Genomic DNA, 15,298 nt, shown 5'->3' with positions numbered 1-15,298 from the left:
TCTCTCAGCCCGGAAAATCAGATGACGAATCCAATCCGTTTCCTGCTGGCGGGGATGTTCTTTGCCTGCCTGTCGGTGAACCTGCATGCCACTTCCATGGACGCCTCAAATCAGGAAGGTATTGAAGCGGGAAAACAGGCGTCAGGTGCGATCCGACCGAATCCGGAAAACTATTTTGAGAATTTCAGTGCGCAGGCACCCCAGGCGTCTTACTACGGTGGCGTCACTCAGACAGATACTGATATGGCCGTGCATGGCGAAACGGAGCTGAGCACCTCAGAACTGGGGCAGACGGCTCAGGAGGCGTATATCAATAATCCGGCCGACAGCATCAGCAATGACTCTGACATGATGAAGCACAGCGATGAAGTGCGCAGCAACGCGGAGGCCATCGCCGGAGGGTCGGTCAGCCAGTGCGTGGCACAGGAGCTGAGCAAAACTACCTATACCACTCACCAGTGTGAAATGGCCTCTGACCTGAATAAGTCCTGCACACGCAAAGCCACTATAACCACCACCGGATCGCTGGAAAGCGTCCAGACCAGGCTGGTACTGGATGCGGCCAGCGTCAGTGGCCGACGTGCTGAGGATTACTGGATCCAGTATGACTTCACGATGCCGGAAGATGGCACGCTCAGCAGTGGCAGCTGGGAGCTGCTGTATCCTTCTGACCCCGGTTATCACGGTGACCGTCTGGATTACTCCATTCAGGCATTCGGGCAGAACATCCGGGCAAAACTTAACAACTCAGGCCAGTTTGCGATTCCTGTTCAGCAGGTCAGACAGGGGCAGGTCATCAGCCTGCGGGTGCGTTATAACACCGATGGCCATCATGACTCTGGCGCTAACGGGCTGATGAATGCAATCGCCCGTGGAACGATTGTGGTTCGCGTGACCCTGCCGATGGACGTCATCCGGGAGACGCTGAAACCGGTGCTGCAATGGACCAGCAGTTGCCCGGCAGAAATGGGTGATGCTGTCTGGATGAGTGAGGAATGCACGGATCCCGGTGGAGAGCGGACCGTGGTGCTGAATGGTATTCCCTACACCCTGTACAGCGATTGCTGGGGCTATACCACCCTCTGGAGTCTCTACGAGAACGACACCAACAGCTGTCAGGCGTATATCGACGATCCCAACTGTAGCGAGGGCATGCGGACCTGCGCAGAGAAGATCGGTAACTACTGCGTGTTTCATCATATCACCTGGCAGTGTGCCCACACGGAGAAGAGCACCGGCTATGTCTGCGGTTCTGAGTTCTACTGCTCCGATGGCAGCTGTGCAGCGATGCAGGCCGGGGAGAACCTGAGCTTTGAAGGTGCTGTTTCACAGCTGGCTGCACTGGCGGCGGCCGGGAAAGAATTTTCGGGTATGGATCCGGCATCCGTCAGTGCGTTTACCGGCACAGGGATGGCCTGTCGCAAAAGTGCCGCAGGCTTCAGTAACTGCTGCAAAAGTGGTGGCTGGGGGCAGGATGTCGGGCTGGCGCACTGCAACAGTGAAGAAAAACAGATTGGCACCGGTAAAGAGAAAAAGCTGGTGGTCAGTGTGGGAAGTTACTGCGCCAGGAAAGTGCTGGGTGTCTGCCTGCAGCGTAAAGAAGGCTACTGCGTGTTTGACAGCAAACTCGCCCGTATCCTGCAGGTTCAGGGACGTCGCGATCAGCTCGGGATTAGCTTTGGTTCCGGTGATAACCCGGACTGCCGGGGTATCAGTATCGGCGAGCTACAGAGGATCAGCTTTGATCGTATCGACTTCACCGACTTCTATGATGACCTGAACAGCCACGTCGGGTTACCTGATCGGGCGGCGCTGGAGCAACGCATCCTGTCTGATATTCAGAACAGCCTGAAACCCGGCGGAGGCTGAACATGAAGAAACGACTCTGCTTTACTCTGTTGTTCATCGTGCTGCCGCTCTGTGCAGAACAGGAGAAGCCAGACGGCTATCACTACCTGCCCGCTGTCGGCTGGTACTGGTATAACCGGCCGCAGCCCGTTGAAGAGGAAGAGGCGGAAACTCCCGCCCAGGAACAAATCCCGGATACGCCGACCAGCCGAATGAGCCGTCTGCAGGCATTCCGCGACAACCTCATGAATGAAGCGATGCTGCACCCCTCAGCTGAGAATATCCGGCGCTACAAAATCGTGCAGGACTGGATGGTGAACCAGGCCAGCGTGTTTGCCGCTCGCTGGGAAAAAGTCCTGCTGGATAACCCGGAACTGGATTACAGCCTGACGCATCCGATCTACAACGGCACGGCGAATATCCAGCACATCCGCCAGCGGCAGAGACAGCAGGAGGCGATCCGCTTCGTCAATCAGCGGTATGGCGTGTTCTTCTTTTACCGGGGGCAGGAGCCACTGGATAACCGTCTGGGCAGCGTGGTGAAGGAGTTCAGCGCACAGTACGGTCTGACTGTTGTCCCGATAACCATCGACGGGCGAATAAACCCGGACCTGCCCGACAGCCGCCTGGACAGCGGCCAGGCCGGGAACATGCGGATCGAACACTTCCCGGCCATCTATCTGGTGGAATCGAACAGCAAAAGATACCAGCCACTGGCCTATGGCTTTATCACCCAGGATGACCTTGCACGCCGCATGCTCAACGTCGTGACAGACTTTTCACCGGAGGATTAACCGATGCTGACTCACCTTCTGACACTGCTGCTGTTACTGGTTCCGTCTGTTGCGGAAGCAGGTACCCTGGATGACATTGCCCGACTGGAAAAGAAGAAAGAGGAGATGCCGCCGTCTCCGCCTGCAGAGCCCGCACCGGTCTGGTTTCGGCTGGCTGATGGTCGCCCGGTGAATATCAGCCACTGGCAGATTGTCCACTTCCTGCGTTCCGACTGTGTTCATTGCCACCGTTTTAACCCGGTACTGAAGTCGGTCGCACAGCAGACCGGGCTGAATGTATTTGTCTTCAGCTTCGACGGGATGGGCGATGCAATATTTCCGAAGGTGGTGCCGGTGAGTGAGAGCGTGGTGAAGGATTTTTTCGCTGAGCTGCCGCGGGCAACCCCGACCGATTTCCTTATCAACACCAGGACGCTGGTCACGATTCCGCTGTCGCAGGGAGATATCTCTGAGGAGGCTCTGAAACAGCGGCTGATGGAGACTTTTGCTCTGGCTGTTGAGTTAGGAGTGCAGTGATGACGGGATCACGGATGATGGGCTGGTTCCTGACTGGTCTCTGCACTTCGCTGCCCGTAATGGCTGATGTAAAGAGCGATATTAACCGCTTTTTTAATGACATGGGCGGCGGCAACTATACCCAGCCAGCCGCCTGGCAGGGCCAGTCTGCCGGGTATCTTACTGGCGGTAACCTGTTTATCCGCACCCCGGTGCGCAATATCCAGCTTATCTCCGTCCCCCTGCCCGATATCAAATCCGGCTGTGGCGGCATCGATGCTTACCTTGGATCGTTCAGCTTCATTAACAGCGACAGCATCAAAATCATGGGCAAGCAGATCCTGAGTAACGCGGCAGGTTATGCCTTTGATCTCGGGCTGGAGACCATCTGCCCGCAGTGCAAATCCGTGAAGGATTATCTGCAGAAGCTGGCGGCAGATACCAACAATATGAACATTTCGACCTGCCAGGCGGCGCAGTCCATCGTGGGTGGCCTGTGGCCTAAAACCCAGGCCGCGAGTACTCAAATCTGTCAGGACCTGGGCACCCGACATGACGTGTTTTCGGACTGGGCAGCCTCGCGCCAGGGTTGTGGTGTAGGTGGGCAAACGGACAGCGTGTTCAGTAAAGCCACCGAAGAAGAGAAGCGACGTATTCCACGCAATCGTAACCTCACCTGGGACTCGTTCAGCAAACTGAATCAGTTCTTCAGCAACGACCGGCTGCTGAAGGAGTTTCTGATGTCGATGGTGGGCACGGTGATTTATGACGACAGGGGCAATCCGACCTTCCTGCAACCGCGCGGCGGCAGCGAATCCATGTTCAACACGCTGCTCAACGGCGGTACGGAGAAGATCTACCGCTGTAATGACAACGATACTTGTCTGTCGCCGGTGGTCGCCAGTCTGACCCTGGCGGAGCAGGATGGCATGACCGGGCAGGTGCGCAATATGCTCAACGATATCTTCGACAAGAGCCGCAGTGATATGGCGTTGTCGGAGAACGAGAGGGCGCTGATCAGCAGTACCCGTGTTCGTATCCTGCGCTACACCATCGATTCTGCATCCGTCGGACTGGATCAGAGCGTGGTCAGCAGCCTGGCTGAGTACATTGCTGCCGACATGGTGATGTCCTATATCAATGGACTGATTGATGTGGCAGCCAGCGGAGCCGCGGGCACGCTGGACACCGAAGAGGAAAATAAGCACTTCCGCGAGAATCTGCGTCAGGTCAGAAACGAGCTGAGTCAGCGGGTGGCGCGTATCCAGGTGCAACAGAATGGCCTGGCGGAGTACGATCGCAGCCTGCGGGAGATCCGGCAGCAACTCTCAACCTCACTGTCCGATCATATGATGGCCAGCTATGAGTTCGGGGGCTGAGTTATGGCGCTCGATATCTGGGTGGTTAGTGCCGGCAGCATGATCACCATGGGTCTCAATGCCGTCGCCACCCTGATGCAAAATGGTGGCTGGCGCACGGTGCTGTGGATTGCCGAATTGCTGGGAGTGCTGCTTTGCGCGTTTGCCTACATCCGCAGCCACGATCTGAAGGTTATGTTTGCCTGGGGGCTGACGTTTACGCTGGTGACGGCACTGCTGCTGACGCCAAAAGTCACTGTCATCGTTAACGATCTGACAGCGCCGGAGAATATCGGGCGGGTTGATAATGTGCCTGTGGGGCTGGCCGCACCGCTTTACCTGATTACCGGCATCGGTTACACCCTGGCAACCGGGTATGAGGACACTTTCCATTTCCCGAACGAACGCGCGTACACCAGAAGCGGGATGATGTTCGCCTCAAAGCTGATGCAGGACAGCTTCACTATCGACAGCCGGGATCCGGTACTTGCCTTCAATCTGGTGGAATACACGAAGAACTGTGTGGTGCCGGATATCATGCTCAACCATAAATACAGTTACCAGGACGTGATGGAGTCCGGCGAGGTACAGGCGGTGATTTTCAGCCAGCCGAGTCCATTGCGCGGGGTGTACTGGCGCGATGCCAGTGGCAGCATCTTTATGTTCTGCCGCGAAGCTGCTCCCAGACTGAAGGCTCTGCTGCAGGCGGAAAGCAGCAGTACCGGTACCACCTTTATGAGCCATGCCGTGAAGATGCTGCCGGGTAATAACGCGCCACAGACGGTATATGCCGAACAGCTGGCAGGATCTTACAGTTATTTTTTCAACAGCAGTAAATCGGCCCAGGCCATTATGCTGCAGAACATTGCGGTTGCCGGGCTGCGACGCGGTATGAGCAGTTATATGAAAGGGATGAATGATACCGCCTCGATGGTGGATATCGCATCGGAAACCTCCCTGATGAAGCTGCGTTTGTCCCATGCTGTCAGCTATGCCATTGCCACCGAAGTGCTGCCACAGCTGCACACGGTTCTGCTGCTGTTCAGCGTATGCATTTTCCCGGTGATGGTGCTGGCGCTTTACGTGCGCGAACTTGCCTGGCCGGTGTGCCGCAGTTACCTGAATTTTATGGGCAGCCTGATGCTATGGCCCATCATGTTCGCCATCTTCAATTTTGCCGTGAACTTCAGCACCCAGAACAGCTTTCACGCCGCTGGCCCGACGCTCTCCAACATGAACCGCCTGATGGAGACCAGTTCCACAACCGCGGGTATTGCTGGCTGGCTGATGATGTCGATCCCGTTCCTTGCCTTCAGGCTGTTTACCGCGCTCGGCTCCGGTTTTGCCAGCCTCAGCTCAAGCCTGGGCAGCGCACTCAGCAGTTCAGCGTCTGCTGATTCGTCGGCCGTTGCTTCCGGCAATCTCAGTGCCGGTAACGTACAGGTGGATAATGTTAACGGCTTCAAGACCAACCTCAATCGTGACTACCGTGAGGGGATGACGACACAGCAGCTGGGTAACGGGGCACTGGAATCACAAACCAACAATGGTCAGACGGTGTTTGATACGTCCGGAGCGATCAGCCGGTTGCCGGTCGATCTGCATCTTGATCGCCATCTTGCCAGCACAGCCCAGCAAATGACGCGTGACAGCATGAGCCAGACCGAATCTGCATTGCAGGGATATAACCATTCCCTGCAAAAAAGCGGTTCTCAGCTGAGGCAGTTTCATGAGCAGTATGGCAACAGCGATTCCAGCACACTCTCGGCCTCGACAGGCCTGAGTATTACCGAAGCGGAGAAGGTCAGCCGGATGCAGAACGTGGCGGAAGATTACGCCACCCGCAATCATATCAGCCTGAATCAGGCCTACTCAGAGCTGGAGGATAAATCCCGCAGTCTGGCTGCCAACGCTGGCGTTCGGGGTCAGGCCGGTATCGACAGCAGCAAAGCGCTGTGGGGCAGAGCAGGCCAGTGGATAACCGGCGCATCGGCGAAAGGGGATATCCATAGCGGTATAGAGCTGACCGGAAGAACGGGATCCCATTCGCAGACAACGGAAAGCGGAAGCAAGGGGCAGGACACTTCACAGACACTGTCAGCCCGGGAATCGCTGGATTTCAGCCAGGGTATGGATGTGCTGCGCAACTACAGCCTGACCTTTAACGGCCAGCACGTCGATAATAATGCCGCGGGTCTGATGCACCAGGTTTCATCCGGTATCACAACTTCCGACAGTCAGTATCAGCAGTACACCACCAGCCAGTCCCATACCCACGAGCTGCAACGCATGGCATCTGAAACTGAGACGCTCAGCACGGGGGTGAGAGAGAACTATACCCAGCAATTTGTGGAATGGGTCAGGCAGAAGGATCCCGGTGGTGCTCAGGCCATCCTGACCAACACCGCAGATTCTGGTGTCGCCCGGCAGCGTGAGGAAATGGTACAGGCGTTTGTGCAGGATAAACTTCAGGGCCGCATTGGTGACGATTATACCCGCCATTCCGGGCAGACAGGACAGGGGATGGTTATCCCCGTCAACGCAGCCGAAGCGCGGTCTGGTCAGGCATATGAAGAAGCTGGAGAGCAGATCGATGCGGGTCATGCGCTGCATAACATCCGTACCGATGTGAAGAAAGAGGTTGATGCTCAGCAGACGATAGTGAAAGATAGAGAAACCTATACTAAGGGTGAGCTTCTGGAAGGGGGAAAGATTACGGACGCAGGCAAAGCTGAGCGCCAAAGTGATTATGGAAAAACAGGTAAAAATTACGAGGATAACGAACATCTTTCTCGGTCTTCCCAGAAGAATATGCTTCCTAAGGAATTGAGCGACTGGTTGCATAAGGACGATAAAAAATAATTTAACTAACGATCATTTTATTGGTGATTGATATGCCTCTTACATATAAGAAAATACAATTTGAAATTAAAGAGATCTCGCTTGATATAATCTATTCGCAGGAAGTCGTGCCCGGAGTGCTGGCACATATTAGGCTGACTTTGTTGCCGATGGCTTTGTACTTTGGGTTCTATGTTGCGTGTGCATTTACGGATGTTTTTATTCAAAACATATGGTTAGGTTTAGGTTTGATATCACTGGCTTTCTGGGTTTTCCTGACGATTTTTGTCAGTGGCTATCGATCCCTTTTTTCCATGTTACCTGCCGATGCATTTGATAAATATGAGATCCTTAAGCTATATAAAAAGAAGGTCATAATTTATTATTCAATATGGCTATGTTTCATCGTGATCGGGGGACTGGTCTCCGTGTTTACTATGTTAAATATACTTCCCCTCGTCGCAATGACGTTGCTATCAACAATCATTCTGTCTCTGCTGTTTCACCTGGATATTTCTCGCTATCAGATATCCAGTTTGTTCGGTGCGTTAATTGCAGTCAAAGAGAGCATTAGCGATGACTGACCAGGTTCAGATCTCTGGCTGACTCATCTCTCATTCAGTTTGTTGATTCCCCCATCTCTCCTGACTAAGGAACAGTCAATGAGCCTCAACGCCCGTGATTTCACCCAGGGCGGGCAGGTAATGAAATACATGATCGGCATGTTTTTGCAGATCATGAATATCGCCTCTTACTGGGTTGTGCTTTTCTCAGCGCTGGTCTTTTTTTCGTGGATGCTGCTGCGACTTACCTTGCAGGAGTTCATCCACGGCAGCGCTTACTGGCTGATCAAATGGTTCGTCATCCCCCTGCAGTCGCTGAGTGGGCGCGCATCAGGTAGTAGCTGGACATTTCATTTTAAACGGACCAATGGCGATGTCGTGGCGTTCAAACGAACTGCTGCGGAGGTTATGTCTGATCCGTATTTTGTGCAGATGGGGGAACAGGTCAGTGATGCCGCCTTTTATGGCTGGGGGCTTGCCACCTTCAGTTTCCTGGGGGCTTTTCTCGGCATCACTTGGTTCCTCGGGCGTAAAGGCGCTAAACAGCGCGAAAGCGAAATAACCGGTGGCCGAGCACTGGCCCGTAATGTCGGGGAAGTTAACCAGTTACTGAAAAACGCGGGCATGCAGTCACCGCTGAATATCTGCGGGCTGCATATTGTGAAAGACTCTGAGATGCAGAACTTTGCCCTGCACGGGACCGTTGGCACCGGTAAGAGCACCGTCCTGAACGACTTACTGATGCAGCTGCGAAAACGGGGCGATCGGGTCATCGTCTATGACAAGGGGAATAACTTTATTCCGCTGTTTTACCGGCAGGACAAAGACAAAATCCTCAACCCCTTTGATGTTCGCTGTGCGCCCTGGGATTTATGGTCAGAGTGCCAGTCGGTTGCTGATTTTGACAACTTTGCCACGACCTTGCTACCGGACAGTGGCGGTGGCAGCGATCCATTCTGGGTGCTTTCTGCGCGCGCTCTGTTTGTTGCAACAGCGCGTCGCATGGCGAAGGACAAAGATCGTAATATCGCATCACTGCTGAAAAAGCTGATGTCCATCAGTATGGTGGATTTGCGGGCCTATCTTCAGGGAACTGATGCAGCGAGTCTGGTAGAAGCCAGCATTGAAAAAACCGCCATGACTATCCGTACCATCCTCACCACCTACGTCCGTTCTCTGCGCTATCTGCAGGGGCTGGATGAGCAGGGACACCGGCCTTTCAATATTCGCGACTGGCTGGCAACGGAAGATGCCGATGGCGATAACCCATGGATATTTGTTTCCAGCGATGGCCGTCATCATGCCGCCATCAAACCGCTGTTATCTGCCTGGTTCCATATGACCATGACCAGTATCCTGGGTCTGACTGCCAGCCGATCCCGTCGGATCTGGCTGGTGATGGATGAGATACCCTCCCTGCACAGGCAGCCTGTCATGCCAGAGTTCTGCGCAGAAGGGCGCAAGTTTGGCGCCTGCATGATTGCCGGGCTGCAGAACTTCCCGCAGCTGAAGGAGCAATTCGGTGCCAACTTTGCGGAATCCATCTGGGATCTTCTTAATACCCGCATCTTCTACCGTGCACCCAGCGGCACAGTAGCTGACTGGGTGCGGAAGGAAATAGGCGAGTATCGCCATAAGAAGTTTCGCGACCAGTACAGCTACGGCATCGATATTATCCGCGATGGCGTGCAGTTCTCTAAAGACGAAGTTAATGAATACCCGGTCAGCTATTCCGATGTACAGAAACTGAATGATCTTGAGTGTTACGTCACCCTGCCCGGTGACTGGCCGGCAGTCAGAATGAAACTCCGGCGCAGAGAATATCGGGTTATCGCGGAGGGACGTATCGACCGATCGGTGGAAGATCTGTTCGACCCGGAACTGGAAACACAGCTGGCTGGTGGCTTTAACGATGAGCCTGTAAATAACCTGGTAAATAAGGTGTTTGACGGAACCGCTGTTACTGCTGCATCTGAAGAAGCAGATGGCCGGGATAACAGCACTTTGCCTTCTGTTCCGCCACCCTCCCCGGAACAGGAATGCGATCAATCCTTACCTGCAGAACAGGCAACTCCGCCTGTGCCCCTGCAATCCATTGAAGATCTGAAGCATCACGCTCACCAGCCCGATTCGTGGGACCGTTTCTGAGGCCATCCATGCTGTCCGTATCCGGTGTGAAAAACGCCTCAAAGGCGGCTGCCTACTATACGGCAGAAGACAACTATTACTTCCTGGGTGACCAGTCTACGCAGTGGTACGGCATCGGTGCAGATCACCTTGGGCTGAAAGGGCCGGTTGATCGCGATACTTTCACTGCGGTAATGGAGGGACAGCTGCCGGATGGCACCGATATGCGACGCATAGAGAATGGGGTCAATAAACACCGGCCGGGATATGACCTGACATTCTCCGCACCCAAGAGCGTCTCAGTGCTGGCGCTGGTCACCGGCGACAGATTTCTGGTGGAGGCACATAAACGCGCTGTCAGCCGTACTCTGGATGAGGTGGAAAAGCTCACGACCACACGAACCATGTGCGATGGCATCACCAGCATGGAGCGTACGGGCAATCTGATCATTGCCCGTTTTACCCACGATACCAGCCGGAATTTGGAGCCGCATCTGCACGAGCATACGGTGCTGGCCAATGCCACACGGGCCGAAGGCGGGTGGAAAACCCTCTCGACAGATATCACCGGTAAGCAGGGGTTTACCGATGTGGTGTGGAAGCACCAGGTCAGCATTGGAATGCTTTACCGTGGTTTCCTGCGGGAAGATCTGACTGAGGCGGGATATCCGATTACCACGACAGGCCCGCGGGGCGAGTGGGATATCACCGGCGTACCCGTGAAACCCTTCTCATCGCGACGTCAGGAGATCCTTGACCTGGTTGGCGCTGACGCGAGTGCCAGACAAAAAAGTATTGCTGCGCTGGATTCGCGGGAAGCAAAGCGCTTCACCAATATGGAAGTGGTCCGGGAGCACTGGCAGACGCAGCTGGCTGCCACAGGATTTGACCATCAGGCATTGATGAACACGGTTATGGCGAACCGCGAAAAGGAGCGGCCAGATCCGGGTGTGATATCACCAGGGTTTGAGGATGCCGTCAGGCAGGCTATTGATCGTTTGTCCTGCAACAGCGTGAGATTTACCTGGGATGACGTAATGACCAGCGTTCTGAGCCATGTATCCATTGAGCCGGGTGTTTACGGCAAAGCCCGCGCAGCAATCGATAACGCTATCGGGCGAGGTCAGATGCTGGCGGTGGATAAACACCAGACTTTATTCACTTCTGCGGCGCATGTCCGGGATGAAGCCCGCCTTGCACAGCTTGCTGGTGGGCTGGCGGAAAAAAGTGGTGGGCTGTTGGCACCCGCCGGTGAGAAAGGGGCGATGGCTCAGGTAGCAGATGCAAATCGCGCGGTAAGTCTGATTGACGTCAGGGGAGGCACCGCATTTATCGATGAACTGAGTTACAGCGTGATGCAGATGGCTGAACGTAACCAGCGCTCGTTGGTAGTGGTGGCAGCCGATGGTGCGGCGCTGAAACCCCAGGCTGCGATATTCAGTAGTCACCCGAATGTCATGCTGATGACGGCTGACGAATTTCAGGACTTCTCGTTGCCGGAGAAATCTCTCGTCCTGGTCAGTGAGTCAGAACGGTTCAATACCTCTGGTCTGCATGATGTGCTGAAAACAGCGGCACAACAGGGTGCGGTGACGGTGGTGACTGACACCCATGCCCGCCGGGCCACTGGTTTTGCTTCAGAAGTGCTGCGGGCTGCCGGCGTGGTGAATTTCACGGCCTCGCCGAAAACTGAAAATGTCAGTATCACCCTGGTGACCAGGGAGTCGGCTGAGGATCGACTGTCTGCGGCGGCCAGTTATTACGCGCAGGAAAGGCTGCAGGGAAGAACCGCTATTCTCCAGGCGGGGAATGCGCGCATGCGGGATCAGCTGACGGCACGCACCCGGGCAACGCTTGCAGAAGAAGGCGTGCTGGGTCGCGTGATTGGCGACGTAACGGCGCGCATCCCGGTGTGGCTTGATGTGTCTAACCGCAATGATCGCCGTAGTTATCGCGAAGGCATGGTGCTGGAACATATTCAGAGGAACGGTCTCATTGACAGTTTTACCGTTACCGGCATCAGCGAAAAGCTGAACCTGCTAACTCTTTCGGATGATAAAGGACAGGTACATGGGTTAAAAATCCGCGATGTTGATAGCGGATGGCGACTTTTTCGTGAAAAAAAGCTGCAGATTCGGGAAGGCGAGCAGCTGCGCACCACCGCTTTTCATAGCCCGAAAGCGCCTGGCAGTGAAAAACTCACCGTTCTTCGTGTCAGACAGGGTAACTGGCTGTTTAAAGAGAAATTTGTGATGGAGAACACAAAAGGGGAGACGATGCATGTGAACGGGAACGCGCCTTTGTATGTGGATTACGATTACGTGGAGCCGTTCGGAGCGACCCGAAGCACGAGCGGCAACGTCATTGCCGTGCTGGCTGCAAAGGAAGTTACAGATCCGACAGTCAATCTTCTCCGGCGTAGCGGAGACAGGGTGATTGCCTTTACCCCTCTGGATGAGAGCACCATCAACCGTCGCCTGGCAGAAAATCGCCCGTCAGTGACTGTAACGCAAAGCCTGAAAACGGTGTCCGGAGCAGACTGCATTAAGCATGCCCTGCGTAGTGTCGAGGCAAGCAGGATGTCGTATCCGGAACGGGCCATGCGTCTGGCGATTGAAAAAGCCACGGGTACGGGCGTGACCTTCAGCGGGATAGAGGTCATAGCTGAGGTGACAACCAGCGAGAGCCATATCAGCCTGGAACGTGCTGAGCAGGAACTGCTGAGGCTCCAGACGCGAGGGGATATTTTTCCGCTGGCTGCGGAACAGGGCGCAGGCGGGAGTTTTATCACGCGTGAGAATTTTGATAACGAAGTCACCATCCTGCGTCATATCACGGAAGGAAAACGTAGTGTGCACCCACTATCGACTTCCGGCCTCAGCCAGCGGGAAAGTGGTCAGCTGACCGGGGGGCAGCTACAGGCAGCACAACTTATCCTGACATCAGTAGACAGAATCACCGCCATTCAGGGGTATGCCGGTACCGGCAAAACTACACAGTTTCGTACCGTAGCGGCAGCACTCAGGCAGCTGGAAAACCCACCTGAGATTATCGGGCTGGCACCGACCCACCGGGCGGTGAGTGAACTGAGCGGGGCGGGGATCCCCGCACAGACGATAGCCAGTTTCCTGAGTGAAAACAGCCAGTGGCAGGCCGCCGGGCAGTCCCGTGATTACGGCAATACGCTGTTCATTATCGATGAATCCTCCATGAACGGGAATGCTCAGCTGGCTTCTCTGCTGACGGTCATTACCGACGGAAGTGGTCGCGCGGTGCTGAGTGGTGACCGTGACCAGCTTAAGTCACTGGAGTCCGGCGTACCTTTCGCACTTGCTCTTGACCGCAGTGCCGCGGACAGGGCGGTGATGCAGGAAATTATTCGTCAGGTTCCTGCGCTGCGACCTGTCGTTGAAGCCATGATTGCAGGCAATGTCCGGGAGGCCCTGCGTGTCACAGCCACCACGGTACCGGCAGTGGTGCCACGTCAGAAGGGTGCCTTTATTCCGCCAGCCAGCACGGTTGATGGGAAATTGCTGACAACGGCTGAAGAAGAGGAGGGAACCGATCTGCACGCGGTGATTGCAGATGACTACTGCGGTCGGACGGCTCAGGCGCGCGCCGATACGCTTATCGTGGCCGAGCTGAACATTGACCGCATGGCGATAAACAACGCGATTCACCTGCGGCTGAAAGAGGATGTGGTGTTAGGTGACAGTGTCACGCTTCCGGTACTCATCAGGGTCAATAATACCCACGCTGATCTGGGTCTTCAGGCATTCTGGCAGAGGCAGAGCGGCAATGTCGTCAGGATGGGCGAACACTATTACGGCATTGGTACGACCGATACGGACAGCGGAGTGATCAGAATGAACGGGCTGGATGGCAAGACCGATCGCTGGGTCAGGCCTGCTGAGCTGCGTAAAGAAGACGTGGCCGTTTTCCAAAAGCAGGAGCGTGAATTCAGTATCGGTGAAAAAGTCAGGCTCACCGCGACCGATCGTGAGCGCAATCTGCGTGCAAGCGATATGGCCGTTATCAGCGGCATCACGGATGAGGGTAAATTGTTGCTTGATACCGGTGGAAGAATCCTGACTCTCGATCCGGCTGGAGCGCACACCGATCAGCATATCGATTATGGCTACGCCGTGACGACTTACAGCTCACAGGGTGCCTCCATTCCTTATGTCATCGCGCTGGTAGGGGCCGAAGGGAGCAGAATAATGATGGCAGCGCTGGACAGCACCTACGTAGCGCTTTCCCGTGCGAAAAACCATATCCAGGTGTATGCAGATGACATGGAAAGGTGGCTGTCGGCAGTCGCCCACCACAGCGGAGAGCGCGAAACCGTGCACGATGTGTTGATGCGGGCTGAGGATATCCGCGCCGGGCGTGAAATGCATCTGTGGAACAAAAGCCTGCCGGTTTCGGAAACGTTGCTGGCGGCGAAAACCGAACAGCATCTTACAGTTGATGCACGATTTCTGTCGGGCCGGACCCCGGAACTGCTCTGGCCGGTGATGAATTCATACGGGAAACAACGGGGTAACTGGCATGTTCCTGTTTCTCCCGCGACCGGCCTGATGGATTTCAGCCGTGCCCACTATAAGGGGGCAGCGGACGGTGAACGCATCGTTCTGCAGATGGGTGAACCTCATGCAGAAACGCTGGAGGCCGCGGATATCAGGGAAGCGACAGCGATGATGGTGGCGCATCCCGGTAGTCAGATAGTGCTGGTTACTGACTACAGTGAACGTTCAGATGAACAAAAAACGGAGGCTGCAGAAGAAGCCGGTGGTGAGGAACTGGCGCGTAAGGAAGACGAAGAGCTTGAAAAGGCAGTTAAAGCCGCTGTGCGGATGGAAAAGGATGAACATATCCCGAATAGCACAGCGGAAAAAGAGCACCTGCTGGCAGAAAGTGACCGGCAAGACCTGCCGGAAGACACCCTGCTCGACAGGGACAGCGCATGGGCAGATGTCATGAATCACGCCCCGGATATGGATAAACCCGAAAAACCCCCATTCATGAATGACGAGGCAAACATCTCCCGCCACTCCCGTCATGAGCATACCCCTGAACTGTTGCCGGAGCGTTCTAAAACGCTGGAGTAACCCCATAAAAGGAAAACCCCGAAAATCTTTCCTGAGTTTGGCGACCTGGAAGATTAACGGGGCTGTCTTCAACCACACAGGACATATTGCCCTGTGCGCAGAGTATAAAATTATGACCGGAAAAATGGAATATTTTCTGTGCACGCTGCTGTTGAGCGGCG

At 54.9% G+C, this 15,298-nt stretch carries 8 protein-coding genes; all 8 read left to right on the top strand.

Features of this window, described 5'->3' with window-relative positions; translation table 11 throughout:
• Positions 1 to 21 precede the first annotated feature (21 nt).
• The gene (locus HA50_RS23210; protein WP_084879179.1) at positions 22 to 1,869 is read left to right on the top strand and encodes a conjugal transfer protein TraN; all 1,848 of its coding nucleotides are present in this window, start codon (positions 22 to 24) and stop codon (positions 1,867 to 1,869) included.
• Positions 1,870 to 1,871: 2 nt separating this feature from the next.
• Entirely contained in the window at positions 1,872 to 2,642 is a 771-nt protein-coding gene (gene traF / locus HA50_RS23205; protein ID WP_084879178.1) for a type-F conjugative transfer system pilin assembly protein TraF, read from the top strand.
• A 3-nt stretch (positions 2,643 to 2,645) separates the two neighbouring features.
• Entirely contained in the window at positions 2,646 to 3,158 is a 513-nt protein-coding gene (trbB, locus tag HA50_RS23200; RefSeq protein WP_084879177.1) for a type-F conjugative transfer system pilin assembly thiol-disulfide isomerase TrbB, read from the top strand.
• Complete coding sequence (locus tag HA50_RS23195; RefSeq protein WP_084879176.1) at positions 3,158 to 4,516, top strand: conjugal transfer protein TraH; 1,359 nt, start codon at positions 3,158 to 3,160, stop codon at positions 4,514 to 4,516. The genes trbB and HA50_RS23195 overlap by 1 nt, the downstream gene beginning before the upstream one ends.
• Positions 4,517 to 4,519: 3 nt before the next feature.
• Positions 4,520 to 7,357, top strand: a complete 2,838-nt coding sequence (gene traG, locus HA50_RS23190) for a conjugal transfer mating-pair stabilization protein TraG (protein WP_084879175.1) — start codon at positions 4,520 to 4,522, stop codon at positions 7,355 to 7,357.
• 116 nt (positions 7,358 to 7,473) lie between these two features.
• Positions 7,474 to 7,920 carry a hypothetical protein gene (locus tag HA50_RS23185; RefSeq protein ID WP_139811012.1) on the top strand — a complete coding sequence of 149 codons (447 nt, stop codon included), beginning with the start codon at positions 7,474 to 7,476 and terminating at the stop codon, positions 7,918 to 7,920.
• A gap of 78 nt (positions 7,921 to 7,998) precedes the next feature.
• Positions 7,999 to 10,047 (top strand): type IV conjugative transfer system coupling protein TraD, encoded by a 2,049-nt coding sequence (traD, locus tag HA50_RS23180; protein WP_084879173.1) that lies wholly within the window; start codon positions 7,999 to 8,001, stop codon positions 10,045 to 10,047.
• A gap of 8 nt (positions 10,048 to 10,055) precedes the next feature.
• Positions 10,056 to 15,137 carry a MobF family relaxase gene (gene mobF / locus HA50_RS23175; RefSeq protein ID WP_084879172.1) on the top strand — a complete coding sequence of 1,694 codons (5,082 nt, stop codon included), beginning with the start codon at positions 10,056 to 10,058 and terminating at the stop codon, positions 15,135 to 15,137.
• The last annotated feature ends 161 nt before the right edge of the window (positions 15,138 to 15,298 follow it).

It is taken from the genome of Pantoea cypripedii (assembly GCF_002095535.1).
GTDB lineage: Bacteria > Pseudomonadota > Gammaproteobacteria > Enterobacterales > Enterobacteriaceae > Pantoea > Pantoea cypripedii.
This window is presented reverse-complemented; position numbering and strand designations above follow the sequence as displayed.